The organism is Thiobacillus sp. SCN 63-57 (genome assembly GCF_001725555.1).
Taxonomy (GTDB): domain Bacteria; phylum Pseudomonadota; class Gammaproteobacteria; order Burkholderiales; family Thiobacillaceae; genus Thiobacillus.
The window spans coordinates 29,603-54,631 of the sequence record NZ_MEGP01000010.1 but is presented as its reverse complement, the minus strand read 5'-3'; the positions used below and the strand labels follow the sequence as shown (position 1 = coordinate 54,631).

At 62.9% G+C, this 25,029-nt stretch carries 26 protein-coding genes and 1 pseudogene; 9 read left to right on the top strand and 18 right to left on the bottom strand.

Features of this window, described 5'->3' with window-relative positions; genetic code table 11:
- Positions 1-231: 231 nt before the first annotated feature.
- The 3 genes from sat to ABT23_RS04790 all read right to left on the bottom strand — a co-directional run bounded on the left by sat (position 232) and on the right by ABT23_RS04790 (position 2,852).
- Positions 232-1,440 (bottom strand): sulfate adenylyltransferase, encoded by a 1,209-nt coding sequence (gene sat, locus ABT23_RS04800; RefSeq protein WP_296631933.1) that lies wholly within the window; start codon positions 1,438-1,440, stop codon positions 232-234.
- Between the two features lie 165 nt (positions 1,441-1,605).
- On the bottom strand, positions 1,606-2,019 hold the full coding sequence (locus ABT23_RS04795; protein WP_018507696.1) for a hypothetical protein: 414 nt from the start codon (positions 2,017-2,019) through the stop codon (positions 1,606-1,608).
- A 122-nt stretch (positions 2,020-2,141) separates the two neighbouring features.
- On the bottom strand, positions 2,142-2,852 hold the full coding sequence (locus tag ABT23_RS04790) for a type 1 glutamine amidotransferase (protein WP_296631930.1): 711 nt from the start codon (positions 2,850-2,852) through the stop codon (positions 2,142-2,144).
- Between the two features lie 234 nt (positions 2,853-3,086).
- On the opposite strand from ABT23_RS04790, the gene ABT23_RS14790 reads away from it, so the two are divergent.
- Positions 3,087-3,446 (top strand): TIGR02281 family clan AA aspartic protease, encoded by a 360-nt coding sequence (locus ABT23_RS14790; protein WP_366366158.1) that lies wholly within the window; start codon positions 3,087-3,089, stop codon positions 3,444-3,446.
- Between the two features lie 140 nt (positions 3,447-3,586).
- Here ABT23_RS14790 and folE2 read toward each other — a convergent pair.
- The 4 genes and pseudogenes from folE2 to ABT23_RS04765 all read right to left on the bottom strand — a co-directional run bounded on the left by folE2 (position 3,587) and on the right by ABT23_RS04765 (position 7,390).
- Positions 3,587-4,346: pseudogene (folE2, locus tag ABT23_RS04780) on the bottom strand (GTP cyclohydrolase FolE2).
- Between the two features lie 63 nt (positions 4,347-4,409).
- Entirely contained in the window at positions 4,410-6,266 is a 1,857-nt protein-coding gene (dxs, locus tag ABT23_RS04775; RefSeq protein WP_296631928.1) for a 1-deoxy-D-xylulose-5-phosphate synthase, read from the bottom strand.
- A gap of 1 nt (position 6,267) precedes the next feature.
- The gene (locus tag ABT23_RS04770; protein ID WP_296631926.1) at positions 6,268-7,155 is read right to left on the bottom strand and encodes a polyprenyl synthetase family protein; all 888 of its coding nucleotides are present in this window, start codon (positions 7,153-7,155) and stop codon (positions 6,268-6,270) included.
- Complete coding sequence (locus tag ABT23_RS04765) at positions 7,148-7,390, bottom strand: exodeoxyribonuclease VII small subunit (RefSeq protein ID WP_296631923.1); 243 nt, start codon at positions 7,388-7,390, stop codon at positions 7,148-7,150. The genes ABT23_RS04770 and ABT23_RS04765 overlap by 8 nt, the downstream gene beginning before the upstream one ends.
- Positions 7,391-7,668: 278 nt before the next feature.
- On the opposite strand from ABT23_RS04765, the gene ABT23_RS04760 reads away from it, so the two are divergent.
- Genes ABT23_RS04760 through ABT23_RS04750 form a run of 3 tightly spaced genes read left to right on the top strand, consistent with a single transcriptional unit; the run spans position 7,669 to position 10,102 of the window.
- Positions 7,669-8,781, top strand: coding sequence for an aromatic ring-hydroxylating dioxygenase subunit alpha (locus ABT23_RS04760; RefSeq protein WP_296631920.1), 1,113 nt, complete (start codon positions 7,669-7,671; stop codon positions 8,779-8,781).
- A gap of 58 nt (positions 8,782-8,839) precedes the next feature.
- Positions 8,840-9,706 carry a DMT family transporter gene (locus ABT23_RS04755; RefSeq protein WP_296631916.1) on the top strand — a complete coding sequence of 289 codons (867 nt, stop codon included), beginning with the start codon at positions 8,840-8,842 and terminating at the stop codon, positions 9,704-9,706.
- Between the two features lie 27 nt (positions 9,707-9,733).
- A complete protein-coding gene (locus tag ABT23_RS04750; RefSeq protein WP_296631913.1) occupies positions 9,734-10,102 on the top strand; it encodes an STAS/SEC14 domain-containing protein in 369 nt (122 codons plus the stop codon).
- Positions 10,103-10,136: 34 nt separating this feature from the next.
- Here ABT23_RS04750 and ABT23_RS04745 read toward each other — a convergent pair whose 3' ends face one another.
- Genes ABT23_RS04745 through pip form a run of 3 tightly spaced genes read right to left on the bottom strand, consistent with a single transcriptional unit; the run spans position 10,137 to position 12,726 of the window.
- The gene (locus ABT23_RS04745) at positions 10,137-10,904 is read right to left on the bottom strand and encodes a DUF3025 domain-containing protein (protein ID WP_296631910.1); all 768 of its coding nucleotides are present in this window, start codon (positions 10,902-10,904) and stop codon (positions 10,137-10,139) included.
- Complete coding sequence (locus ABT23_RS04740; protein WP_296631907.1) at positions 10,901-11,764, bottom strand: tetratricopeptide repeat protein; 864 nt, start codon at positions 11,762-11,764, stop codon at positions 10,901-10,903. Before ABT23_RS04740 ends, ABT23_RS04745 begins: the two co-directional genes overlap by 4 nt.
- Positions 11,764-12,726: a prolyl aminopeptidase gene (gene pip / locus ABT23_RS04735; protein WP_296631905.1), complete on the bottom strand. Its 963-nt coding sequence runs from the start codon at positions 12,724-12,726 to the stop codon at positions 11,764-11,766. Before pip ends, ABT23_RS04740 begins: the two co-directional genes overlap by 1 nt.
- Positions 12,727-12,964: 238 nt before the next feature.
- On the opposite strand from pip, the gene ABT23_RS04730 reads away from it, so the two are divergent.
- The 4 genes from ABT23_RS04730 (at position 12,965) to ABT23_RS04715 (ending at position 17,032) form a co-directional block, all read left to right on the top strand.
- Entirely contained in the window at positions 12,965-13,354 is a 390-nt protein-coding gene (locus ABT23_RS04730) for a hypothetical protein (protein WP_296631902.1), read from the top strand.
- 62 nt (positions 13,355-13,416) lie between these two features.
- Positions 13,417-14,520: an FIST N-terminal domain-containing protein gene (locus ABT23_RS04725; protein WP_296631899.1), complete on the top strand. Its 1,104-nt coding sequence runs from the start codon at positions 13,417-13,419 to the stop codon at positions 14,518-14,520.
- Between the two features lie 26 nt (positions 14,521-14,546).
- On the top strand, positions 14,547-14,810 hold the full coding sequence (locus ABT23_RS04720) for a hypothetical protein (protein ID WP_018507711.1): 264 nt from the start codon (positions 14,547-14,549) through the stop codon (positions 14,808-14,810).
- Positions 14,811-14,824: 14 nt separating this feature from the next.
- Positions 14,825-17,032, top strand: coding sequence for an EAL domain-containing protein (locus ABT23_RS04715; RefSeq protein ID WP_296631895.1), 2,208 nt, complete (start codon positions 14,825-14,827; stop codon positions 17,030-17,032).
- A gap of 159 nt (positions 17,033-17,191) precedes the next feature.
- Here the strand turns inward: ABT23_RS04715 and ABT23_RS04710 are convergent, their stop codons facing one another.
- The 8 genes from ABT23_RS04710 to cydP all read right to left on the bottom strand — a co-directional run bounded on the left by ABT23_RS04710 (position 17,192) and on the right by cydP (position 23,559).
- Entirely contained in the window at positions 17,192-18,463 is a 1,272-nt protein-coding gene (locus ABT23_RS04710; RefSeq protein ID WP_296631892.1) for an FAD/NAD(P)-binding oxidoreductase, read from the bottom strand.
- Positions 18,464-18,512: 49 nt separating this feature from the next.
- A complete protein-coding gene (locus ABT23_RS04705) occupies positions 18,513-18,944 on the bottom strand; it encodes a group II truncated hemoglobin (RefSeq protein ID WP_296631889.1) in 432 nt (143 codons plus the stop codon).
- Between the two features lie 4 nt (positions 18,945-18,948).
- A complete protein-coding gene (locus ABT23_RS04700; protein ID WP_296631886.1) occupies positions 18,949-19,236 on the bottom strand; it encodes a cyd operon YbgE family protein in 288 nt (95 codons plus the stop codon).
- The gene (locus ABT23_RS04695; protein WP_296631882.1) at positions 19,233-20,381 is read right to left on the bottom strand and encodes an FAD-dependent oxidoreductase; all 1,149 of its coding nucleotides are present in this window, start codon (positions 20,379-20,381) and stop codon (positions 19,233-19,235) included. Before ABT23_RS04695 ends, ABT23_RS04700 begins: the two co-directional genes overlap by 4 nt.
- An 82-nt stretch (positions 20,382-20,463) precedes the next feature.
- Entirely contained in the window at positions 20,464-20,601 is a 138-nt protein-coding gene (gene cydX / locus ABT23_RS04690; protein WP_296631879.1) for a cytochrome bd-I oxidase subunit CydX, read from the bottom strand.
- 11 nt (positions 20,602-20,612) lie between these two features.
- Positions 20,613-21,749, bottom strand: coding sequence for a cytochrome d ubiquinol oxidase subunit II (gene cydB, locus ABT23_RS04685; protein ID WP_296631872.1), 1,137 nt, complete (start codon positions 21,747-21,749; stop codon positions 20,613-20,615).
- Positions 21,750-21,758: 9 nt separating this feature from the next.
- Positions 21,759-23,351, bottom strand: coding sequence for a cytochrome ubiquinol oxidase subunit I (locus tag ABT23_RS04680; RefSeq protein ID WP_296631869.1), 1,593 nt, complete (start codon positions 23,349-23,351; stop codon positions 21,759-21,761).
- On the bottom strand, positions 23,341-23,559 hold the full coding sequence (gene cydP / locus ABT23_RS04675) for a cytochrome oxidase putative small subunit CydP (protein WP_296631866.1): 219 nt from the start codon (positions 23,557-23,559) through the stop codon (positions 23,341-23,343). The genes ABT23_RS04680 and cydP overlap by 11 nt, the downstream gene beginning before the upstream one ends.
- A 178-nt stretch (positions 23,560-23,737) precedes the next feature.
- Here cydP and ABT23_RS04670 point away from each other — a divergent pair, with 178 nt between their 5' ends.
- Complete coding sequence (locus ABT23_RS04670; RefSeq protein WP_296631861.1) at positions 23,738-25,021, top strand: sigma-54-dependent Fis family transcriptional regulator; 1,284 nt, start codon at positions 23,738-23,740, stop codon at positions 25,019-25,021.
- The last annotated feature ends 8 nt before the right edge of the window (positions 25,022-25,029 follow it).

Genomic DNA, 25,029 nt, shown 5'->3' with positions numbered 1-25,029 from the left:
TTGTCCTGACCCTTGCAACCGTCGCACTTGTCGGTACGAACATAGGTTGGCATTACAGTCTCCTAAAGTTAGCTAACAATCCGCGTACGTCGCGGTCCGCTTAGAACTGAACCCGTCCTTGGCCGGGGCGACTCGCGAATCCGCTTCCGGTAGGCTCGTGTCCTAAAACTCTTTTCTGGCCACAGTGCGGCGCAGAAAAACGGACGGTCCGTGGACCGTCCGCAAAAATCATCATGCCGCCGAGTGACCTTTCAACTCGATCTTGACGTTTTGTTCGGCCGAGAGTCCAGCGTAGTACTTCTGGAGCACTTTCGCGACTTCCGGGCGGCTGAATTCGACCGGCAGGTCCTGACCTTCGGACAGCATCGAGCGCACCTTGGTGCCGGACAGCAGGATGCGGTCGTCCTTGGTGTGCGGGCAGGTACGCTGCGAGGCCATGCCGCCGCACTTCTTGCACCAGAAGGTCCAGTCGATGTTCATATTCTGCGTTTCGAGCGAGCCCTTGGGGATCTCGTCGAAGATCTTCTGCGCGTCGAACGGGCCGTAATAGTCACCGACGCCAGCGTGGTCCCGGCCGACGATCAGGTGCGAGCAGCCGTAGTTCTGACGGAACAGGGCGTGCAGCAGGGCCTCGCGCGGTCCGGCATAGCGCATGTCGAGCGGGTAGCCAGCCTGGATCACGGTGTTGGGGGCGAAGTAGTTCTCGACCAGCACGCTGATCGCTTCGGAACGCACTTCGGCGGGGATGTCACCCGGCTTCAGCGCGCCCAGCAGCGAGTGGACCAGCACGCCGTCCATGGTCTCGATGGCGATCTTGGCCAGGTATTCGTGCGAGCGGTGCATCGGGTTGCGGGTCTGGAATGCCGCGATCTTGGACCAGCCCAGCTTCTCGAACAGGGCACGGGTCTCGGCCGGGGTCATGAACTGGTCGCCGTATTCTTCCTTGAAGGTGCCGGTGGACAGGACCTTGACCGGGCCGGCCAAGTTGTACTTGCCCTGCGCCATGACCATCTTGACGCCGGGGTGCTCGAGATCGGTGGTCTTGTAGACCTGCATGCACTCGTGCGCCTTGTCGATGGTGTACTTATCGGTCACCTTCATGGTGCCCATGATCTCGCCGGATTCGCCGTCGACCAGGGCGATCTCGTCGCCGTCCTTGATGGCCTCGTCGTCGGTCGAGAGGGTGACTGGGATGGGCCAGAACAGGCCGTTTGCCATCTTGTAGCCGTCGCAGACGCCCTGCCAGTCGGACTTGGTCATGAAGCCGTCCAGCGGGGTGAAGCCGCCGATGCCCATCATGATGAGGTCGCCGGTTTCGCGCGAGCTCATCTTGAGCTTGGGCAGCGAGGCTGCGCGGGCTTTTTCGGCGACGAGTGCGTCGCCCGTCAGTAGCAGGGGTTTGAGTTCACCGCCGCCATGGGGGCGTACCAGTTTGGACATGCTGTCTCCTCAGACTGTATGGGGGTATTAGAGTCTGGGCAGAATAGCACCGGGGGGGAGCCCTGAATAATCCTTTATTTTTATTTGAGGATAAGCAGGTTTGATATTAATCGCAAAAATGAAAAAGCCCGGATTACCCGGGCTTTTTCATTCAAAAACAAATCGTTATGCGTCAAAGAAGGCTGGCATGTCGGTTTGCTCGGTCTTGATGACATCGACCCAGGCGGGTTTGGTATCGCCGCCGGCCGCGGCCAGCTTTTTGGTTTCTTCGTAAAGCATTTTCCAGCGATTGTAGAGACAGTCGCTGACCTTGCGCATACCCGAGTCGAAGTAGGAGTTGTGCAGGTCGCCTACGGTGCGGGTGAAGGATTCCATCTGCTCCAGCAGGTTATGCGGGTAGCCGTGGCGGTTGGGGTCAGCATATTTGACCATTTCGCGTTTGACTGCGCGCACGAAGACCTTCTGGCCTTCGGTAAGGTCGGCTTCGGTTCGCGGCGCGCCGCCGAAATTCATCACTTCGTTGATGAAACCGTTCAGGCGCTCGCCGAAATCGAAATTGGCGTAATCCACGTTCTGCATAAATCCTCCAATATTTCCTGTTTCAGGTATTCAGGTGATGCTGTAAGACTGGATATGACTCCGCCGTCTATCCTACGCCGCGCGATGTGGCTGTCCAGCGTCTTCCCGGGGCGGTCTTGCGATTATTTTCTAAGCCCTTGAATCCAGCGGGAATAAATTTTGTCCGCCAGTTCATGCAGACGGGCGGTGCGGGCTGGCAAATCCGCCTGGATCGCATCGGGCGACTGCACACCGGGACTGTCGCTGGCGGCGATTTCGTCGGCGCCGTTGTCGCACCAGCTGGCGACGAGTTCGGGCGTCATTTCGACATGGCATTGCATGCCGATATGGCGGTCGTTGAGCACATAAGCCTGGTTGACGCAGAAGGCGCTGTCGAGAAGGCGCGTGGCACCCGGCGGCAGGGTGAAGGTTTCGCCGTGCCAGTGGAATGCCAGCATGGGCTGCGTGGTGTCGCCCAGCCAGGAGCGCGCGGCATCGGCGTCGGTGATGCGAACGTCGCCCCAGCCAATTTCCTTGACTGGATTGGCGCCGACCGTGCCGCCCAGCGCTTTGGACATAAGTTGGCCACCCAGACAATGGCCGATCACCGGAATGTCCGAGGCGACCGCCTGGCGGATCAGCGCCAGTAGGGGCGGGATCCAGGGCAGATCGTCATTGACGCTCATCGGGCCGCCCATCAAGCAGACGCCTGAAGCGCCGTTAAGGTTTTCAGGCACGCTGTCGCCGGCGTCGACGCGCACCAGTTGCCAAGGAATGCCGTGACGATCCAGGAATGTGGTGAAATACCCCGGCCCCTCGGTGGGCGAATGACGGAAAACCAGAACAGGACGCATGATGCCTCTCAAGAAAAAAACGGTCGCGATGATGATAGCTGCTGGCGGGCTGGCCTGCACAACCGTCTGGGCCACAAGCATATCGGTGGTGGGCCTGTTCAAGGACAAGGCGATCGTCAGTATCGACGGCGGTAAACCGCGTACCCTCAGTGCGGGGCAAACGATCCAGGGCGTGAAACTGGTCTCCGCGGATTCCGACAGCGCCAGCTTACGGCGACGGACAGCCGCCCGAGCATTTCCCTCACGGCCGACGCGCGTGGTCATTTCGCGGCGGCAGGTGCGCTCAACGGATATCCGATGACCTTTCTGGTCGATACGGGTGCTACCGCCATCGCCATCAGTGCAGCCGAGGCCAAGCGTATCGGGATCGACTACCGGTCGGGCCAGCCGGTCGGTGTGGGGACTGCGGCGGGTGTGGTGCCTGCGTGGCGCGTCAAGTTCAATACGGTCAAGGTCGGCGGGATCTCGGTCAACCAGGTGGACGGGATGGTGGTGGAAACCGGTCTGAACGTGCCGTTGTTGGGGATGAGCTTCCTGAACCGGATGGAAATGAAGCGCGATGGCCAGACGATGACGCTGACGCAGCGTTACTGATTATTCGTTGACATCAAAACACAAGGCCTGCAATGCAGGCCTTGTGTTTTGATGGGTTCGGGTTGGGAGCGGGCCGGTTTCGCGTGTGGCTCCGGTCGCGGCGTTTAACGTTAGCCTGCGCCGCAAACGGGGCCAGCGCTTTACGCCTGGATCTGTTTGTCGCGTTCGATCACGGCATAGGCGCTGTGATTGTGGATGGACTCGAAATTTTCGGCTTCCACGACATACGCATCGATCAGCGGTTCGGCGTTCATCGCCGCGGCGACATCACGCACGATGTCTTCGACGAACTTCGGATTGTCGTAGGCGCGTTCGGTGACGTATTTCTCGTCCGGCCGCTTCAGCAGACCGAACAGTTCGCACGAGGCCTGATCCTCGACCTTGCGTACCAGGTCCTCGATCCACAGGAAGCCGTTGGTCTTCGCGGTGACGGTGACGTGCGAGCGCTGGTTGTGCGCACCATACTCGGAAATTTTCTTCGAACACGGGCACAGGCTGGTCACCGGCACCAGCACCTTGGTGGTGTGGGTGTACGCGCCGTTCTCGATCGCACCGATGAAGGTGACCTCATAGTCGAGCAAGCTCTGCACGCCGGAGACGGGCGCGGCCTTGTTGACGAAGTAGGGGAAGCTCATTTCGATGTAGCCCGATTCGGCTTCCAGGCGTTCGACCATCTGACGCAGCATGCCCTCGAAGTTCTCCACCGAAATCTCGCGCTCGCGCGTGTTGAGGATTTCGATGAAGCGCGACATGTGCGTGCCCTTGAAGTTGTGCGGCAGGAACACGTACATGTTGAAGGTGGCGATGGTGTGCTGCGACCTTGTTGATGGCGATTTGCCGCGTGTCGGCCGAACTTTGCACGTCCGGCATGCAAACGGCGGTATCGCAAATCTGGTTCATGGCAGGCTCCTTGGTATCGATGCAGTTTAGACTAAGTATAAACTGCCGGAATAGTTGAGTAAACTACTCGGGTAATAGGGTTATCCGTTGACGGACGGCATGCTCGATGCCTGCGGCATCGAGTCCGCAGTCGGCCAGCATCCTGGTGGGGTCGCCATGTTCGATGAAGGTGTCGGGCAGGCCCAGATGCAGGATCGGCATGATGACACCGAGTTCGGCCAGCGCCTCGGCCACGCCGGCACCGGCCCCGCCCGCCACCACGTTTTCCTCCAGTGTGACGAGCAGGCGATGACCGTGCGCCAGTTCGCGCAGCAGGTCCAGATCCAGCGGCTTCACGAAGCGCATGTCGGCCACGCTGGCGTCGAGTGCCTCGGCAGCTTGAAGGGCGGGTGCAACCAGGCTGCCGAAGGCGATCAGCGCCACGTCATGGCCGCGCCGCCGCAGCACGCCTCTGCCGATCTCGACGGCGTCAAGCCCGGCGTCGATCGTGGCGCCGACTCCGCTGCCCCGCGGATAGCGCACTGCCGCAGGGCCTTCGTGCAGGAAGGCCGTGGTCAAGAGTGCCCGGCATTCGTTCTCGTCCGACGGCGCGGCGATCAGCATGTTGGGGACACAGCGCAGGAAGGAGAGATCGAAGCTCCCGGCATGGGTGGGGCCGTCTGCGCCGACCAGGCCGGCACGGTCGATCGCCAGCATCACCGGCAGATTCTGCAGGGCGACGTCGTGGATCAACTGGTCGTAGGCGCGCTGCAGGAAGGTGGAGTAGATCGCCACCACCGGCTTGATGCCTTCGCAGGCGAGGCCGGCGGCAAAGGTCAGTGCATGCTGTTCGGCGATGCCGACATCGAAATAGCGCTTGGGGTAGTCCTGCGAAAAGCGCACCAGGCCGGAGCCCTCGCGCATCGCGGGGGTGATGCCGACCAGTCGCGTGTCGGCAGCGGCCATGTCGCACAGCCAGTCACTGAATACTTGCGTGTAGGTTGGCTTGCCACCGGTTTTTTCCGCGACGCCCGCAGCGGGGTCGAAACGCGATACGCCGTGATACAGGCAGGGATTGGCTTCGGCGGGCGCGTAGCCCTTGCCTTTGCGGGTGACCACATGCAGGAATTGCGGGCCATTGAGCTGCTTGATGTTGGAGAGCGTGTCCAGTAGTACGTCGAGGTCATGGCCGTCGATCGGACCGATGTAGTTGAAGCCGAATTCCTCGAACAAGGTGCCCGGCGTCACCATGCCTTTCATGTGTTCCTCGGCGCGCTTGGCGAGTTCGCGGATCGGCGGGGCGACGGACAGCACTTTCTCGCCGGCACGGCGTGCCGCCGCATAGAACTTGCCCGACATCAGCCGCGCCAGGTAGTTGTTGAGCGCGCCGACATTGGGCGAGATCGACATGTCATTGTCGTTCAGCACCACTAGCAGGGGGAGATCGGTTGCCCCGGCGTTGTTGAGCGCCTCGAACGCCATGCCAGCAGTCATCGCGCCATCGCCAATGATGGCCACGGCGCGCTGGTCGCTACCCAGTTGATGAAAGGCTTCGGCCATGCCGAGTGCCGCCGAGATCGACGTGCTGGAGTGGCCGGCGCCGAAGGCGTCGAACGCGCTTTCGGCGCGACGCGGGAATCCGGCGATGCCGCCCGGCTGGCGCAGGCCGGCCATCCCGGCGCGACGACCGGTCAGAATCTTGTGGGCGTAGGTCTGATGGCCGACGTCCCATACGATGCGGTCACGCGGGGTGTCAAATACATAGTGCAGGGCGATCGTGAGTTCCACCGTGCCGAGATTGGAGGCGAGATGGCCGCCGGTCTGGCCGACTGAATTGACCAGGAACTCGCGCAGTTCGTTGGCGAGTTTGGGCAGGTCGGCAGGCGACAGCGTGCGCAGTTCGTCCGGCGAATTGACGGTGTCGAGCAGGGACGTGGGCATGTCAGAACGTCCGCTCGATGACGAAGTCGGCCAGCTGGCGCAAGCGTGCTGCGGGCGGCCCAAGCTCGGCCAGTGCGGCGTGGGCATCGGCGCGCAGCTCCTGCGCGAGTTCGCGTGCGCGTGCTGTCCCGAGCAGGCTGACGTAGGTTGGTTTGTTGTTGGCCGCGTCCTTGCCCGCGGTCTTGCCCAGCGTCGCAGTGGGGGCCTCGGCATCGAGCACGTCGTCGACCACCTGGAAGGCGAGGCCGATGCACTTGGCGTAATGGTCGAGCGCGGCGGCGGTCGTGTCGGATAGCGTGCCGCACTGCGCACCCAACAGCACCGAGGCGCGGATCAGCGCGCCTGTCTTGTGGATGTGCATGAATTCGAGTTCGGTCAGGTCGAGCGGTTTGCCGACGCTGGCCAGATCGATCGCCTGGCCGCCGGCCATGCCGCGCGAGCCGGCTGCCTGTGCCAGTAGCTGCACCATCTTCAGCTGCGTCGCCGCATCGTCGGCGAGCGCCCGCGATGCGAGGATGTCGAACGCCAGGCTCTGCAGGGCATCGCCCACCAGCAGTGCGGTCGCTTCGTCGAACTCGACGTGCACCGTGGGTTTGCCGCGTCGCAGCGCGTCGTCATCCATCGCCGGCATGTCGTCGTGCACCAGCGAATAGGCGTGGATCAGTTCGACCGCCGCCGCGGCGTGCTGCACGCGTTCAGAGGCGGCGCCCGTGACGTCGGCCGCGGCGAATGCCAGCAGTGGACGCACGCGCTTGCCGCCGCCCAGGACGGCATAGCGCATGGCCTCGTGCAGGCGTTGCGGGGCAATGCTGGATGGCGGGAGCCACTCGGCCAGCACGCTTTCCATGCGCGTCTGGCATGCCTGGGTCCAGGCGGAAAAATCAGTCATCGGTGTCTTCGGTCTTGAAAAGCAGCAAGGCCCCATTTTCCAGAATCTTCACCTGCTGCTCGGCATCGGCGAGCTGCAGGCGACAGTATTGCAATAGCTCGGCGCCGCGCTTGTAGGCCGTCAGCGAGGCTTCCAATGGCAACTGGCCGGATTCCATTTCGGCCACGATGGCTTCCAGTTCGGCCAGTGCGGACTCGTAATCTTTGGGGGGCGTGGCGGCGCGGGACTTGGCCATGAATATCGAACCCGGCGGAGAAAGGACGATACTTTAACAAATTCAGCGTTGAGGCGCCTCCCCGGGTATGCGGCTATGCTAGAATTTCGCGCTTTCCCTGCCAGGCGATACCTTCGTCTGACGGGGGGTCATCCGTACCCGCACCCCTCAAGGGGCGGGGGAGGCCGTGGTCGCCAAGACGCCAAAACGTCAGCAACCACGCTCTAAATCCGGTGGGTCATTTACTTGCCGCTCCAGTGTCATTACTGGAGGGGGCTTGGTTTTGAGTAGGGTACGCCATGAGCGATCTCGCCGAATCCAGCGCCTTGTCGCTAACTTCGCCTCAGTTGCCAGTTTCCTGGTATTTCGATCCGGCCATCTACGCGCTGGAACTCGAGCATTTGTTCAAGCAGGGTCCCGGTTATGCGGGCCACCAATTGATGGTGCCCGAGCCGGGCGATTATCACGCGCTGGAAATGTTCGATGGCGCGAGAATGCTGGTCAACGGCGGAACGAATATCGAGTTGTTGTCCAACGTGTGCCGCCATCGCCAGGCGCTGATGCTGACCGGTCGCGGGAAGCTGCCGTCCAACAACATCGTCTGCCCGATCCATCGCTGGACCTACGACAGCCAGGGCAAACTGATGGGGGCACCGGAGTTTCCCGGCAATCCCTGCCTGAACCTGAACCGTACCGGTCTACAGAACTGGCAGGGCCTGCTGTTTGCCGGCAAGCGCGATGTGCAGACCGATCTGGCCGGCATGCAGGCGGCGCGCGAACTGGATTTTTCGGGCTTCATGCTCGATCGCGTACAGGTCACACACTACGCCTGCAACTGGAAGACCTTCATCGAGGTGTATCTGGAGGACTACCACGTCGCGCCGTATCACCCGGGCCTTGGCCATTTCGTCACCTGTGATGACCTGAAATGGGAATACGGGGACTGGTGGTCGGTGCAGACGGTGGGCGTCAATCGTGGTTTGTCGAAGGCAGGTTCCCCTGTCTACCAGAAATGGCACGAGCAAGTGCTGGCGTATCAGCAGGGCAAGGCGCCCGCGCACGGCTCAATCTGGCTGACCTATTACCCCGGCCTGATGGTTGAGTGGTATCCGCATGTGTTGGTGGTGTCGTCGATCGTGCCGACCGGGGTCGAGTCGTGCACCAACATCGTCGAGTTCTACTATCCCGAGGACATCGCCCTGTTCGAGCGCGCCTTCATCGAGGCCGAGCAGGCCGCATACCATGAGACCGCGGTGGAGGACGAGGATATCTGCGAGCGTATGCACAAGGGGCGGCGCGCGCTGTACCAGCAGGGTATTTCCGAGACCGGGCCGTACCAGTCGCCGCTGGAAGACGGCATGATGCATTTCCATTCCTTCCTGCGGCGCGAGATCGGGCCGCATCTCAAATGAGAGGGTTGAGCATTTCGAGCGGGCGGCCGATGCCGCCCGTTTTTTTCGTCTGTCCGCCATGAAGTCGAGCTGGATGCTGGTGGCGGCTGCCTTGTTCGCGCTGATGAGCGTGCTGGTGAAGCATGCCTCCGCAAACTTCTCGCCCGCCGAACTGGTGTTCTATCGATCGGCATTCGGCCTGCTGGCGATCTGGGCGGCGATCGCCATCCATCATCGTCAGGTGTGGGCTCCGCTTGCCACACCTTGTTTCAGCGCCCATCTGTGGCGCGGACTGGCGGGGTTCACTGCACTGGTGCTGTTCTTCTACGCATTGTCGCGACTGCCACTCGCCACCGCGGTCACCCTCAATTACACGGCCCCGCTGTTTCTCGCCGCCTTGTCGGCCTGGTGGCTGCACGAACGCCACGGGCGCGGTCTCGTCGGCGCGGTACTGCTGGGCTTCGCCGGCGTATTGCTCGTGTTGCGGCCGCAGGTTCAGGGTCAGGCCTGGCTGCCTGCGTTGGCCGGTCTGGCGTCAGGGATGCTGGCCGCGGTGGCCTACGTCAACGTCAAGAATCTGGGCAAGCTGGGCGAGTCCGAATGGCGGGTGGTGTTTTACTTCACGCTGCTGTCGACCGCAGGCGGCGCTGCCTGGATGGCGCTGGCCGGGTCGCACATTCCGCAGCGGGCCGACTGGCCGTGGCTGATCGGCATCGGCGCCACCGCCACGGTCGCGCAACTGGCGTTGACGCGGGCGTATCATCGCGGCCGCACGCTCACGGTCGGCTCGCTGGCCTATACCACGGTCGGATTTTCCGCCTTGTACGGTGTGGTGCTGTTCGGGGAGCGGCTGCCGCTGATGGCGTGGATGGGCATGGCAGTCGTGGCCATTGCCGGCATCTGGGCAGTCCGCGCGTCAACCTCAACCCCGCCCGATTCGCTATAGTGAAAGCACTTTCCAGAGGAGCACATCATGATCAGCCTGAACGTCAAGGGTAACCAGATCGCCGTCACCGTAATGGGCCAATTTACCCTGGCCGATTATCAGGAATTTGAGCAGGCAGTGAACTACGGCATCCAGTTCCAGGGTACGGTCAACCTGCTGTTCGATCTGCGTGACATGCTGTCGTTCAGTGTCGACGTGGCGTGGGAGGAACTGAAGTTTTCACGCGAGCACAAGACCGATTTCGGCCGTATCGCCATACTGACTGGCGACCAGTGGGTGGCGTGGAGCATGTGGGTGAACCGCATGTTCATGTCGGCGGATATCCGCCTGTTCGACGATCTGGACATGGCCCAGGCCTGGGTGGCAGGTGGCGAGTTGCCGGCTGCGGCAAGCTGAGGCGAACCGCATACGGCGGACACGGGCTGTCATGTCATGAGGAGAGGTGGCGCGCCGGCCTGAAGATGTCCTGGTTGGCGTAATACGCCGCGCTTGCATTGGCCGGGTCCCAGCCGGGGATGCCCTGCACCGGCAAGGGTGCGAGTTGGCGTGGCGAGTCGATCCCGGCAAGCGCACGAACCGACAGTTCCTCCACACCATCGGGGTCGAGCGACGCTGCAATCAAGGTCAGGCATTTTCCGGTCATCCCCGGGTAGGGGGCGAGCAGCTTTTCCAGCAGCGCATGACCGACCACGACAAATCGCATCGCGGTTTCAACCGCATGCCGGTGGTCCCAGAACAGCGGCCGCCAGGCGCGCTCGGACAGCAGGGCCGGCCATGCCGGATCACGGCTGATTACCCATACGCCGGACTCGTCCAGTACCGTCAGTGCATCGCGGCGGCGGCCTCGGGTTGGCCCGGTCTCGCCGGCAATCGCACTGCCATGGGCCGCATTCAACGCAGCCTTGAAGCGCGGGAAACGCAGCCAGACCAGCGCGTTCAGCACGTCGTGCCATGTCTCGGCGCGGGTCGGTACCTGGCCAGTCTGCAGGATGTGCGTTTCGTAATCGCGCGCGGACAGGCGGCCGTCGGGTGCAAAAAAACGCAGCGGTAGGCCACGCGCGTTGCGTGTATCGAGGCGGATGGCCTGGGCGTTGAGCGCATCGAGGCAATCCGCGCCGGGCGCGGGCTGGGCGCATACGAGATCCAGCGCATCGATCAAAGATCGATAAGGTGCGAAGGCGGGGTGGTCGAACTTCAATGCAGCGATTCGGACAGCGCCTGGCGGTATTGGCGCGTCAGCGGATGTGCGCTGCCCAGTAGATCGAACAGTGCGAGCAGGCTGCTACGGCCGATGTCATCGCGGTAGCCGCGATCGGTTCGCGCGATCCACAGCAGTTCGTCCATGGCGGTTGCAAACTGGTCTGCAGCCAGCAACTGAGCTGCACGCTGGAAATGTGCATCCAGATCGTCCGGCTGCTGAGCAAGGCGGGCGTCGAGCTCGGCCAGCGGCGGCGCCTGCCGGGCCGTTTCGGCCAGATTCAGGTGCGCGTGCAGGCGGGCGATCTCGGGCGCCGTCCGTGCCTCCGGCGGCAAGCTGTCGAGCAGTTTCAGGGCTTGTTCACCTTCGCCCTCGGCCCAGAGCAATTTGGCAAGATCGCGCGGGATGGCGAGGTTGTCGGGCTCGGCCATCGCCGCGTTGGCCAGCAGCATGCGCGCCTGCTGCACATTGCCTGCCTGCCATGCGGCGACGCCCAGCGCATGAGCGCGGTGGGCATCGCCCGCGATGAAGCGATCGAGTACTTCACGGAAGCTGCTGTCGGGGTCGGCGCCGTGGATGGTGTGGGCGACCTCGCCGCGCCAGAAGAATTTCACCGTCGGCACCGAATTCACGCTGAAGCGGCGCGCCAGCTCGGGCAGTTCGTCGGCGTTCAGCATGACGAGCAGGAACTTGCCGCCGTATTCGGCAGCCAGCTTCACCAGCCGCGGCATCAGGATGAAGCAGGGGCCGGCCTTGGGGGTCCAGAAATGCACCAGCACCGGGCCCTTGTGCGAGTTTTCCAGCACCAGCCGGTTGAAATTTTCGGCACTGGCGTCGAAGACATAGGGAGACAGGGCCATCAGTCGAATACTCCGGTTCGGGCGAACTGGTCGCACGCAGCGACCAGTTCGCGTGCGATCCCCGGCTCGAATGCGGAGTGTCCGGCATCCGGCACGATGACATAGCGGGCCTCGGGCCAGGCACGCGCGAGTTCGTCAGCCGACACGATGGGGCAGACAGCGTCATAGCGCCCCTGCACGATGATTGCCGGGATACCGCGGATGCGATCGACGTTGGCGAGCAGGCTGTTGTCGGGCAGGAAAATATTGTTGACGAAGTAGTGCGCTTCGATCCGCGACAATGACAGGGCTCTTTTGTCGTCGCCGAACGCGGAGACGAGTTCGGGGTTGGGCAGCAGGGTCGAGCACGAGGCCTCGAAGGTGGCCCAGTGATGGGCGGCGGGTTGGTGCACGGTCGGATCAGGATCGACGAGGCGGCGATAGTAGGCCGTCAGCAGATCGTGGCGTTCGTCCTCCGGGATGAATTCGGCGAGTTGGCGCTGCGCCTCGGGAAACAGGACGCGAATACCGTGGAGAAACCAGTCGATCTCACTTTTGCGGCAGAGGAAAATACCCCGCAGCACCAGCCCGCGGCAGTGCTCGGGATGCGCCTCGGCGTAGGCGAGCGCCAGGGTCGAGCCCCACGAACCGCCGAAGACCAGCCAGGATGCGATGCCGAGTTCGCGTCGCAACGCTTCCATGTCGGCGATCAGATGCGGCGTGGTGTTGTCGGCCAGTTCGCCATGCGGCGTGGAGCGGCCGCTGCCGCGCTGGTCGAACAAAACGATGCGGTAGCGTGCCGGATCGAAGAACCGCCGCTGCACAGGCGAGGTGCCGGAGCCGGGCCCGCCGTGCACGAACAGCACCGGGATGCCATCCGGGTTGCCGGACGTTTCCCAGTAGATGCGATGGCGATCTGCCGTTTCCAGCATGCCGCTGGCATAGGGGGTGATGAACGGGTGGAGCGAAGCAATGTCGGGCATGACGGACGCCTTGAATGATAAGCCGAATCATATCCCCGGCCCATGGGGCGTGAACAGGTGAGACTTGCGCGATGCGTCGTAGGGACTGGCGGCCGCAGTATCGACAGGCGCGTGCGGGGACCGTATGCTACCCATGCGCAAACAATGCGCCGACAGGCGACCGGGTCATCCGGATCGCATGGGCGAATAAAAAAACAGGTCCACTGTTTCCACCATAACTGATACGAGGAGTTCTTTCATGAGTCATGTCGTCAAGGTTGCCCTACTGGGACTGGGTGAAGTCGGGGAGAAATTCGCCGAGCATTTTCTGGAGAAGATCCAGGAGGAGGGCGTCAACGTGGAGATCGTCGCCGTTGCGCACCGCAATCTGGAATCGCCCGTTGCATTGGGGTTCAGCCATAGCAAGGTGCCGGTGTTCAAGGATGCGATGGAAGTGGTGACCATGGGGGCGAAGGTGGACATCATTTTCGACCTGACCGGCGATCCCGAACTGCGCAAGAAGCTGCGGGTGGCGCTTCAGGAAAACCATAACCAGCACACCGTGATCGCCCCTGAAGTGGTCGCCCATCTGCTGTGGAACTTCTTCGGCGAAGGCGAGTTGCCGAGCAGCGGCCAGACGGGCTATTGACGCATGGGCTTGCCGGCTGAGAGGTCGGTACGCTATGTGGATGCATTCCCTGACTTAAAGACATGACATCGCCTTTCAAATTCGCCCACGCCGCGAATCCCGACTGGACCCAGGCGGCCCAGGCCTGCATGGGCCAGCTGGGTGCGATCCCGTCGGGCGCGACGCTGGGGTTCCTGTATGTGTCGGACACCTTTGCCGACGAACTCGATGCGATCCTGGCATTCTTCAAAAGCGCGACCGGCGTGCCCCACTGGACCGGCAGCGTGGGGGTCGGCGTTTGCGCCACGGGCGTGGAGTATCTGGAAGAACCCGCACTGGCCGTGATGCTGGCGGAATTCGATCCCGCCGATTTCAGCATGCTGCCGGTGCTGCGTTCGCCGCAGGACATCGAGGCGCAGCCGGCGCAAGCCTATTTCGCCGTGGCGCATGGCGATCCGGCAAACAGCCGCATACAGGAATTGATCGACAGTCTTTCCGCACATGTATCGAGTGGATTTGTCGTCGGCGGGTTGTCGAGTTCGCGTGGCGAGACGACGGCGCAGATCAGCGATGGTGTGGTGAGCGGCGGCTTGTCGGGCGTGCTGTTCAGCGAACGGGTGAAACTGGCGACGCGGTTGACGCAGGGCATCTCGCCACTGGGGCCGCGCCATCGCATCACCACAGCGAACAAGAACGTCATCGGCAGTCTCGATCACCGCCCTGCGCTGGATGTGATGAAAGAGGAAATCGGCGACGTGCTGGCGCGCGATCTGCGGCGTGCAGCCGGCTATATCTTTGTCGGCCTGCCAGTCCGCGGTTCGGATACCGGAGATTATCTGGTGCGCAACATTCTCGGCGTCGACCCGCAGAACAACCTCGTGGCGATCGGCGAGTATGTCGAGCCGGGAGACGAACTGCTGTTCTGTCGCCGCGACCAGCAGACCGCCGAAGACGACTTGTTGCGGATGCTCTCGGCCATCGGGGCGCAACTGGCCGTGCCGATCCGGGGCGGCGTATATTATTCCTGTCTGGGGCGCGGCCAGCATATGTTCGGTGCGCCGAACCGGGAATTGGAATTGATTCGCGACACCCTCGGAGACTTTCCGTTGGTAGGGTTCTTTGCCAACGGGGAAATTTCCTACAACCGTTTATATGGCTACACCGGGGTATTGACCCTGTTTGGCTGATCAGATGAAGAAACACGGAGATACGCATGACCCTGCACGCCATGAAAGAAGATGAAATCCGCCTGCTGCGCGATGAAATCGACATGCTGATGAACGAGCGTCGGCAGCTCTTGCAGGTGACCGGTGCGGCGGCGGTATTCGTCGCCAACCTCGATACCGACAGCCTGCCCGATGAAGCCGACACCATCGATGCGGCCGAAATGCTGGCCGAACAACTCAACGGCTTGTCCGAGGAGACACTCAAGGACGCATTGGAATCCGTGCGTGCCGAGGTCGATCCCGCACAATAGCCGGATTTAACACCTTGGCCCTTCCGGCATTGCCAGCCCTGACCGAAGTCAGGCGCATTGCGCTGATTGTCGGGCTGACGGCGCTGGCCTACGCGTTGACGGGGTGGGCCAGCCTCACGATCACGGCGTATGTCGCCGATGTGGTGGCCGTGGTCTGGCTGGCAGCCGGCATCGGCGCCATGGCGAGCCTGCGCTTCGGCATGGCAGGCGTCGTGGGGGTGCTGCTGGGATCGTTTGCGCTCAACAGTCAGATCCTGCCGCCGGAAGCGGCATTCCGCCTGGCGCTCGGCGCGGCCGCGGGGGCAGCTGTGATCGGGTATCTGCCGCGCTACCTGCCGCCCTTCAGTTCCACCCTCGATTATGTTTCCAGTGTCGCCAAGTTCGCGCTCGTAGCGGCGCCGCTGGGATGTGCGGTGAGTGCGCTGGCGGGCGTATTCAGCCTGGGTTTCTTCGGTCATCTGCATGCCGACCTGGTGTGGCGGACCTTGGGGATCTGGTGGCTGGGGGAGCTGCTTGGGGTGTACCTGATCGCACCGCTGCTCCTGACGGCGTCGCGCTGGGATTTGTTGCCGACCAACAAGGGCGCGCGCCTGGAGGGCCTGGTGCTGGTGCTCGGCATGCTGCTGCTGACCCGCGTGATGATGGAGTACGCCGAGCCCCTGCGGCCGGCCGAAATCGTCCTGTTCGTCTTGCTGCCCGGCGTGCTGTGGGCGGCGCTGCGATTCTCGGTGACCGGGGCGAGCGTGGCCATATTCCTGGCTGCGCTGATCGTGCTGGGCGTTTCGCTCGTCTCCTTCGGCGGACTGACCAGTGCCACGATGCCGCGTGACGTGTTTGCGCTGCAGATCAGCATGATGACCATGGCGCTGGGCGGCCTCTTCGTGTCGGCTGCGCTGACCGAACGCCGCTATTCCGAAATGCGGCTCGACATGCTGGCCAACCACGATCCGCTAACCGGCCTGCCCAACCGTTCGTATTTCCAGGATTTCCTCGGTCATGCGCTGGCGCGCGCGCAGCGCGAGAAGCTCCAGATCTCGCTGCTGTTCATCGATCTCGACCGCTTCAAGCACATCAACGACTCGCAGGGACACGAAGTGGGCGATCAGGTGCTGCGCGTCGTGGCCAACCGGCTGGATGAGCAGTTGCGCGCCGACGACTTCGTCGCCCGGCTGGGCGGGGATGAATTTGCCGTCATCCTGATGCACCCGCCGGCGTCTCGGGCTGCCAGCCGTGTGGCCCGCAAGCTGCTCAAGGCGCTGGCCGAATCGTTCAAGCTCGAGCGGCGCCGTTATGCCATCGGCGCCAGCATCGGTATCAGCGTGTATCCGGACGACGGGCTCGACGCCAACACCTTGCTGCGCCAGGCCGATTTGGCGATGTATCAGGCCAAGCAGCGCCGCAGCGGCTTCGAATACTTCAGCGATGAACTGAACACCGTGGCGCAGCAGCAGCTGAACCTGGAAACCGGCCTGCGCCAGGCGCTCGAGCGCGACGAACTGGCGCTGGCCTATCAGCCGAAAGTCGATCTTGCCAGTGGCCGCGTGGTGGGGCTGGAAGCCCTGGCGCGCTGGCTGACCCGGTCCGGCGGCATCATCTGGCCCGATCAGTTCATTCCGGTGGCCGAGGAAACCGGCCTGATCATGCCGCTGGGCCGCTGGGTGGTGCGGGCGGCGTGCGAACAGTGGATCGTCTGGCGCGATGCCGGCCTCAACCCACCGCCCGTGGCCATCAATCTGTCGCCGCGCCAGTTTTCCGATGCGCGCCTGATCGACGATATCGATGCCATCCTGAAGGAAACCGGCATGGAGTCATCGTATTTGCAGCTGGAAGTGACCGAGAGTGCGGCGATGGAGAATCCGGCGCGTACCTTCGACATGCTCGGCGCCCTGCGCCAGCGCGGCCTGCATGTCTACATCGACGATTTCGGTACCGGACATTCCAACCTGGGCCAGTTGAAACGCATGCCGATCGACGCGCTCAAGATCGACAAGAGTTTCGTGGACGATGTCCTGACCGACAGCGACGATGCCGAGATCGCCAATGCCATCATCCGCCTGGCGCACGCCCTGAATCTGCGGGTGGTGGCCGAGGGGGTGGAATCGGTCGAGCAGGTCGCGTTTCTGAAAGACCAGGGCTGCGACGAAATCCAGGGCTATGTGGTCGCGAAGCCCTTGCCGCCGGACAAGGTAGCGACGTTCTTCGGGCGGCAGTTCAATTTCTAAAAAGCCCAGGCGGGGCCAGAGTGCCGTGGGCTGAATCGGCATTCAGCCTGCTTTGCCGCTGATTTCTCTGTATAGGCTGACCGCTAATTACGTAGCGTAGCCTGCGAGCAGCAAGCTCGAGATCCGGGTCTGTTCAAGGCGGCTCCTGTTCAATCGGGATTAGTTGAGACGTTTGATGCCGAGTGCCTTCAGGACGTATTTCTCGTACAGCGGCTCCGAGTTGCCAGTTTTCATCTTGCGCATGAAATATTTCTCGAACGCCACCTTGGCCAGGTGCACCCACTTGCCTTTCCTCGCCCAGGTGACGTTGCGCGGCGGGATCTGCGGGATCGCGACGAAGGCTGCACCGGTATCGCCCATGTCGGCCAGGCAGATCGTGCTCCAGGTGCCGGTATGGCTGGGCGGCGTGCCGGCGAGTTCATCGGCGATGTTGTGGACGATGGCGGTGACCATCGATTCGATCATGTAGCCGGTCTTGGGCGTGCCGGTGGCGACCGGCGTCTGCTCGACCGGCGGAATCGCGATGCACACGCCGGCCGAATAGATATTGGGGTATGTCGGACTGCGCTGATATTCGTCGACGATCACGAAACCGCCGGGATTGCACAGGCCTTCCACTGCGGCGACCGCCGCCACGCCGCGAAACGGCGGCAGCATCATCGCGTAACTGAAATCGATCGTGTGTTCACGCACCTTCTCGCCAAAATCGTCGACTTCCTCGACATGCATTTTCCCCGCCTCGACCCGGGTCGTTTTCGCGTTGGTGATCCACTTGATGTGGCGCTGGCGGAATTCGGCCTCCAGCAGTCCCTTCGAGTCGCCCACGCCACCCAGCCCAAGGTGCCCCACATAGGGTTCGGACGAGACATAGGTAATCGGCACCTTGTGGCGCAGCTTGCGGCGGCGCAGGTCGGTTTCCAGCGCCATCGCGTATTCGTAGGCAGGGCCGAAGCACGACGCGCCAGGCAGCGCGCCGATCACCACCGGGCCAGGGTTTTTCAGGAATTCGAGATAGTGTTCATACGCGCGCTCGGCATGCTCGACCGTGCAGACCGATTCCGTGTGTCCGCCATCCGGGCCCGCGCCCGGCACCAGGTCGAAGGCGAGTCGGGGACCGGTAGCGATCACCAGGTAGTCGTAGTCGACGACGTCGCCGTTGGCCAGGTGGATCCGGCTGTGGGTCGCGTCGATCGTGTCGGCGCGCTGGGCGATGAACTGGATGCCCTTCTTTTCCAGGTAGGGCCGCAGCTTGAACGTGGTCTCGCGCGTCTCGCGCCAGCCCAGCGCAACCCAGGGGTTGGACGGCACGAACTGGAAGGTGTCCGACGCGTTGATCAGGGTGACGGTGTGCGATTTGTCGAGCAGGTGACGCATTTCGTAGGCAGCGGGCGTGCCGCCCGTGCCTGCGCCGAGGATGACGATGTGTGCCATGAAGGAGAGTTCGATTGAAGAAAAGTGGACATGAAAAGGAGGGCTGCGGTCAGCGTCCGCCGGGTTGCCGCATGGGCGTGGTCTCGGGCCGGTTGCGCATGTGTTCGCCCAGCTGGACGAACTGCGCAAACAAGGCGGCCCACAGGGCCTCGTCCGTCACCGTGTCCGCCAACGCCAGCTGCATGCACAACAGCCATTGGTCGTGCTCGTTCGGGCCGATGGCGTAGGGAAGATGGCGGCGGCGCAGCATGGGATGGCCGTGCTTCTCGACATAACGTTGCGGGCCGCCCAGCCAGCCGGAGAGGTAATCGAACAGCTTGTTGCCGGATTCGGTGAGGTCGGCCGGATGGAGCTTGCGCGCGGCATAGGTCCCCGGCAGTTCGTCCATCAATTCGTAGAAGCGGTCGACCAGCTTGCGGATGACGGTGTCGCCGCCGATGCGCTGGTAAGGGGTCAGGACGGATTGTTCGGTCGCCTGCATGTCGCTACCTCAGGAAATATTGCACATAGAAAACCAGCACCATGCCCATGCCGAGCCAGGCGACGACAGGGCCGAGCAATGTGCGCAGGATCCTGTTGCGTGGAATGAAGCCGATGCCGTGCACAAAGCCTGCCGCCAGCCCCCACATGATCAGCATGAGCGTGCCGTGCCCGATGGGGCTGCCATCCTCGACGGTCAACGGTCGCGGAAACAGCGTGACGAGGAGCATGAGCACGAAAGCCGCGGCCAGCGTGATGCCGCGTACCCACCCGCGATCGAGCATGGCCATCATCCCGGTTTCGCCTTGCGGTAGGGCCGCAGGTACTGCCACTCGAAAAACCGTTTGGCCCAGTGGAACAGGCGGCACGGCGGCAGCACGAGCGCGCGTTTTTCATTGCGATAGACCAGGATGCCGCGGTCGAGCGTATCGACGATGCAGATGAGCTCGGCCTTGAAGCGCGCGACGGGCGGCTTGCCCGCCAGGGCCAGCAACAGATTCTCCGCCGCGGCCTTGGCCTGCAGGTCGGCGATGTGCGCCTGCTTGGGCAGCCAGTCGGGACCGGGATAGCTCCCGGAATCACCAGCGACATAGACCTTGTCCGAGCCCGCGACCCGGCAGTGGGCATCCGCCTGGAAAAACCCGCCGTCGGACAGCGGCAGGCCGGCCTCGGCTGCCCAGGCGGGGCCGCTCATGCCGGGCATGAAGAGAATCAGGTCGGCCGGAATATTGCCGTCCTCGGTCCGGATCCTGTCCGCTTCGAAGCCGAGCGGTTTGTGCCCGAGATGGGTGGCGATGTCGCGCTTCTTCATCTCGCGCAGCAGGCCGGCGACCGCCTTGTCGCCCAGGCGCTTGCCCGGCGTTTTCGCGGCATTGAAGAACACCAGCTTGAAGCGGTCCCGGCGGCCCTGTTTGCGCAGCAGCGTGTCGATGCCGAACAGCAGTTCGAACATCGGTCCGCCGCGCATCGCGCCCTGTTCTTTCGGATTGGTCCCGAAGCCGAAGGCGATCGTGCCGTCCGTCATGTTCGCCAGCCGCTCGCGGATCGCGTCAGCCGCCGACGCGCCTTCGCAGATCGTCAGCGCGTGCTCGATGCCGGGCAAGGCCTTGAGGAAGCGCCCGCCGCTGGCGATCAGCAGGGCATCGTTGGCGAGGGATCCGCTGTCGGTCAGCACGGTGCGCCCGCCGTCGGCAAGGCCGGTGACGCGGCCGGCGTGGAAGGCGATATCGTGCCTGGCCAGAAAACCCGACACGTCGATATCGAGATCGGCGCCACGCCGCATGCCCGATGGCACCCAGATCAGGCTCGGGTAGTACGTCAACGTGGCCCGCGGGGCGACGAGCGTGATCCGCACTTCGCGGTCGCGCCGGCGCAGTTCGCGTACGGCGGTGAGTGCGGCGAATCCCGATCCGAGAACGACGATATGGGGTGCGCTCATGGCGAACGCCTGCGACAAGCCTGCGAAATCAAGGCAAACGAAGGACTTGCCCGCGCGATGCGGGTACGCTCATCCATGGAGGTCAACCCTGCCGTGCGTCGTTCGCGTTCTTGTTGCGCACCTCGTCGAGCGCGCATTCCTTGGCGTCGCACATCATTGCGCTGATCGAGGCGAGCAGCACGGCCATCGTGACTCCGAGTATCCAGGCGAAATACCACATGGTGATTCCTTTCAGTAAGCCGACTTGTCGTTGGCGGCGATGAATTCCGTCGTGACCTTGCCCCACATCACCTTGTAGGCCCACGAGGTATAGAAGATGATCAGCGGCATGAAGATCACCGTGGCGCCGAGCATCAGGCCGAGCGTGAGGTGCGAGGACACGGCGTCGTACACGGTGAGGCTGGAGCGCGGATCGGTCGACGACGGCATGATGAAGGGGAACATCGACACGCCAGCGGTACCGATGATGCCGGCGCATGCCAGCGACGAGGACCAGAACGCCAGCCCGGCCTTGCCGAGGCGCGCGAATAGAATGCCTGCCGCCAGGGCGGCGAACGCGGCGATCGGTACCCACTTCGCCCATGCATAGGTGTGGTAGTTGGTCATCCAGGCGCCGGCGGCGGTTGCCACGGTCTTGGCGAGCGGGTCGGGCAGGCCGTTGGGATCGATGGTGCTGGTGATCACATAGCCGTCGATGCCGGTCGCCACCCACCAGCCCGCGAGCGCGAAGGTGACGAAGGTCAGGGTGCCGAAAATCAGGCTGGCGGCGCGGACGCGGCGGTAGATGTCGCCCTCGGTGCGCATCATCAGGTAGTTCGCGCCCTGGAAGGTGATCATGCCCAGGCTGACGACGCCGGCGAGCAGGGCGAACGGGTTGAGCAGTTGCCAGAAGCTGCCGGTGTAGGTCGACATCAGGATGTCATTGAAGTGGAAGGGTACGCCCTGCAGCAGGTTGCCGAAGGCGACGCCGAAGATGATCGGCGGCACGGCGCCGCCGATGAACAGGCCCCAGTCCCAGGTGCTGCGCCAGGCCGGGTTCTGGATCTTGGAACGATAGTCGAAGCCGACCGGGCGGAAGAACAGCGCCCACAGCGCGGCCATCATCGCCCAGTAGAAGCCCGAGAACGCGGTGGCATAGACCAGCGGCCAGGCGGCGAAGACCGCGCCGCCGGCGGTGATGAACCAGACCTGGTTGCCGTCCCAGTGCGGCGCGACAGTGTTGATGACGGCGCGGCGTTCGAGGTCGTTGCGGCCGACGAATGGCAGCAGCACGCCCATGCCCATGTCGTGGCCGTCCATGATCGCGAATCCGACCAGCAGCACGCCGATCAGCAGCCACCAGACGAGTTTCAGGGTTTCGTAGTCCATGTCAGCTCCTTAGATCCTGTCAGCCATCGCGCCAGCGGGCAGTGCGCCGCCAGCCGCCTTTTCGCCGTGGTATTTGCCCGTGCCGAGGCTGGCCGGCCCCTGCCGTGCATATTTCGTCATCAGGACCATCTCGACGATCAGCAGCGCGGTGTAGAAACCGATGAATCCGGCGAGCGAGCCGTAGATGTTGGCCGGCGTGAGGTTGGAGACCGAGATGTGGGTCGGCAGCACGCCGTAGATCGTCCACGGCTGGCGGCCGTATTCGGCGACCACCCAGCCGAGCTCGGCGGCGATCCACGGCATCGGGATGAACCACAGCGCCCAGCGCAGCAGCCATTTCTTCTCGAGGAAGCTGCCCTTGACCGAATAGAACAGCGCCAGCGTGAACAGCGCCAGGAAGGCGAAGCCCAGTGCCACCATGATGCGGAAGCTCCAGAACAGCGGGGCGACGCGCGGGATGGTGTCGTCGACTGCCTGCTGGATCATCTCGGGCGTGGCCTGCGACACGTCGACGATGTATTTCTTCAGCAGCAGGCCGAAGCCGAGGTCGGCCTTGTGCGCGTCGAACTGCGCGAGCGCAACCTTGTCGTCGTGGTTCCTGCGCAATTGCTCCAGCGCGACTACCGCGTGAATGCCGTTTTCGATGCGCTCGCGGTTCCTCGCCTTGATCTCCTTGATGCCGGGCATCGTCTTGGTCAGCGAGCGCGTGCCGATCAGGCCCAGGGCATAGGGGATCTGCAGCTGGTAATCGTTGCGCTCGGCCTTCTCGTTCGGCACGGCGAACACGGTGAAGGCCGCCGGGGCGGGCTCGGTTTCCCACATCGCCTCGATCGCCGCCATCTTGGTCTTCTGCGACTCGCTCACGGTATAGCCGGATTCGTCACCCAGCACGATCACCGACAATGCCGAGGCGAAGCCGAAGCCGGCGGCGATGCGGAACGAGCGGCGCGCGAAATCGAGGTCGCGCCCCTTCAAGAGGTAATAGCTGGAAATGCCGAGCACGAACAGCGAGGCGGTGACATAGCCGGCCGACACGGTGTGTACGAACTTCGCCTGCGCCGTGGGGTTGAAGACAATGGCCCAGAAATCGCTCATTTCCATGCGCATGGTGACGAAGGAGAACGTCGCGCCGACGGGATCCTGCATCCAGCCGTTGGCGATCAGGATCCACAGCGCCGACAGGTTTGATCCGACCGCCATCAGCACCGTCACCATGAAGTGCTTCCACTTGTTGAGCCGGTCCCAGCCGAAGAAGAACAAACCGATGAAGGTCGATTCGAGGAAGAAAGCCATCAGCCCTTCGATCGCCAGCGGCGCGCCGAAGATGTCGCCGACGTAATGCGAGTAATACGCCCAGTTGGTGCCGAACTGGAATTCCATGGTGATGCCGGTGGTCACCCCGAGCGCGAAGTTGATACCGAACAGCTTGCCCCAGAAGCGCACCATATCCTTGTAGATGGGACGGTCGGTGATGACGTAGGTCAGCTCCATGATGACCAGGATGAACGCCAGCCCCAGCGTGAGCGGTACGAACAGGAAGTGATAGAGCGCGGTGACTGCAAATTGCAGCCGCGACAGATCGACGAGTTCTTCAGTCAGCATGGGGGCTCCCGGGTGAGGGTTGAGAGGAGTGGACGGATTGATTGGGGTTGGCCAGGCGCTCGGCTACGGCATCGGCGTCGGGGTGCAGCGCATGGCCGTCGAAGAACGCATAAAAAATGGCCGCGATCACCAGCAGCTTGATCGCAATGGCGAGCGAGATTTCTTTTGCCAGCGGGTGGTGCAGGAACGTGGGCATGGGCGGTTTCATGAGTACTCCAATATTCGCAAGTGCCGTGCCAACTCCCTGGGCCAGGTGGGGGCTTTTATTTCTCTTTGGTTTCAAAAGAATAGATCAATTTTGTGACAGGCGTTGAAAGCACGGACTGTCATTTATGACAAAACCTGTTAATGTTTTGTGATTCAAATGACATAAGTGGCATAAGACAATGTCACCGGCCAACGAACTCATCAGCTTTCTTGAGACCCATCCCGATCCCCAGATCGTCATGGGGATCGATTACCGGATTCTGGCGGCCAATGCGGCCTATCGCCGTGTGTATGCCGGCGAGCGGAATGTGGTCGGGCAGTTTTGCTATGCGATATCGCATGGCTACAGCCGGCCCTGCGACGAATGCGGTGAATCCTGCCCGCTCGCAGCCAGCCGGGTCAGCGGCGAGCCCCGGCGTGTGCTGCATCTGCACCATACGCCGCGCGGCGAGGAGCATGTCGACGTCGAGCTGACGCCGATCATCGGTACGTCGGGCAAGATCGCGTATTTCGTCGAACGCATGCTGACGGTACGCGAGGCCAGCAGTTTTCCCGCCGAAAGTGGCATGGTCGGCAAGTCGGCCGCCTTCAATCGCATGCTCGAACTGGTCCGGCGCGTGGCGCCGTCGGACACCGCCGCCCTGTTGCTGGGCGAATCGGGCACCGGCAAGGAACTGGTCGCGCAGGCCATCCACCAGCAGAGCCGGCGCGAGCATGGGCCGTTCGTGGTGGTGGAGTGCTCGGGGCTGACCGAAACCCTGTTCGAGAGCGAACTGTTCGGCTATGAGAAAGGTGCGTTCACCGGCGCCAGCCAGCGCAAGATCGGCCTGGTCGAATCGGCGTCAGGCGGCACGCTGTTTCTGGACGAGGTGGGTGACATTCCGTTGAGCCTGCAGGTCAAGCTGTTGCGTCTATTGGAAACGGGGACCTTTCGCCGGGTCGGCGGCGTGGAGACGCTGCGTGCCGATTTTCGTCTGATCGCCGCCACTCATCGCGATCTCAAGACCATGGTCGAGCGCGGCAGTTTCCGGCGCGACCTGTATTACCGGCTCAGCGTGTTCCCGATCCACCTGCCAGCCTTGCGCGAACGGCGCGGCGACATCGCCCTGCTGGCCGAGACGCTGCTGGCGCGGCTGGCGCCGGGGCGGGCCTACACACTGAGCGAGGCCGCACGCATGCGGCTGCAGGCCTACGATTACCCGGGCAACGTCCGCGAACTGCGCAACATCATCGAACGCGCGATGCTGATGGCCGACGGCGATACCCTGCTGGAGGAGCATCTGCCACCCGAACTGAAAAGCGACGAGGCAGGCATGCCGGGCGTGGACGACATCGTGCCGCTGGAAACGGCAGAACTGCGCTATCTGCAATGGGCGCTGGCGCACCATGGCGGCGACCGCAAGTCGCTGGCCGCGCAGCTGGGAATCAGTGAACGGACGCTCTACCGAAAACTGGCCCAGTGACATGCGTC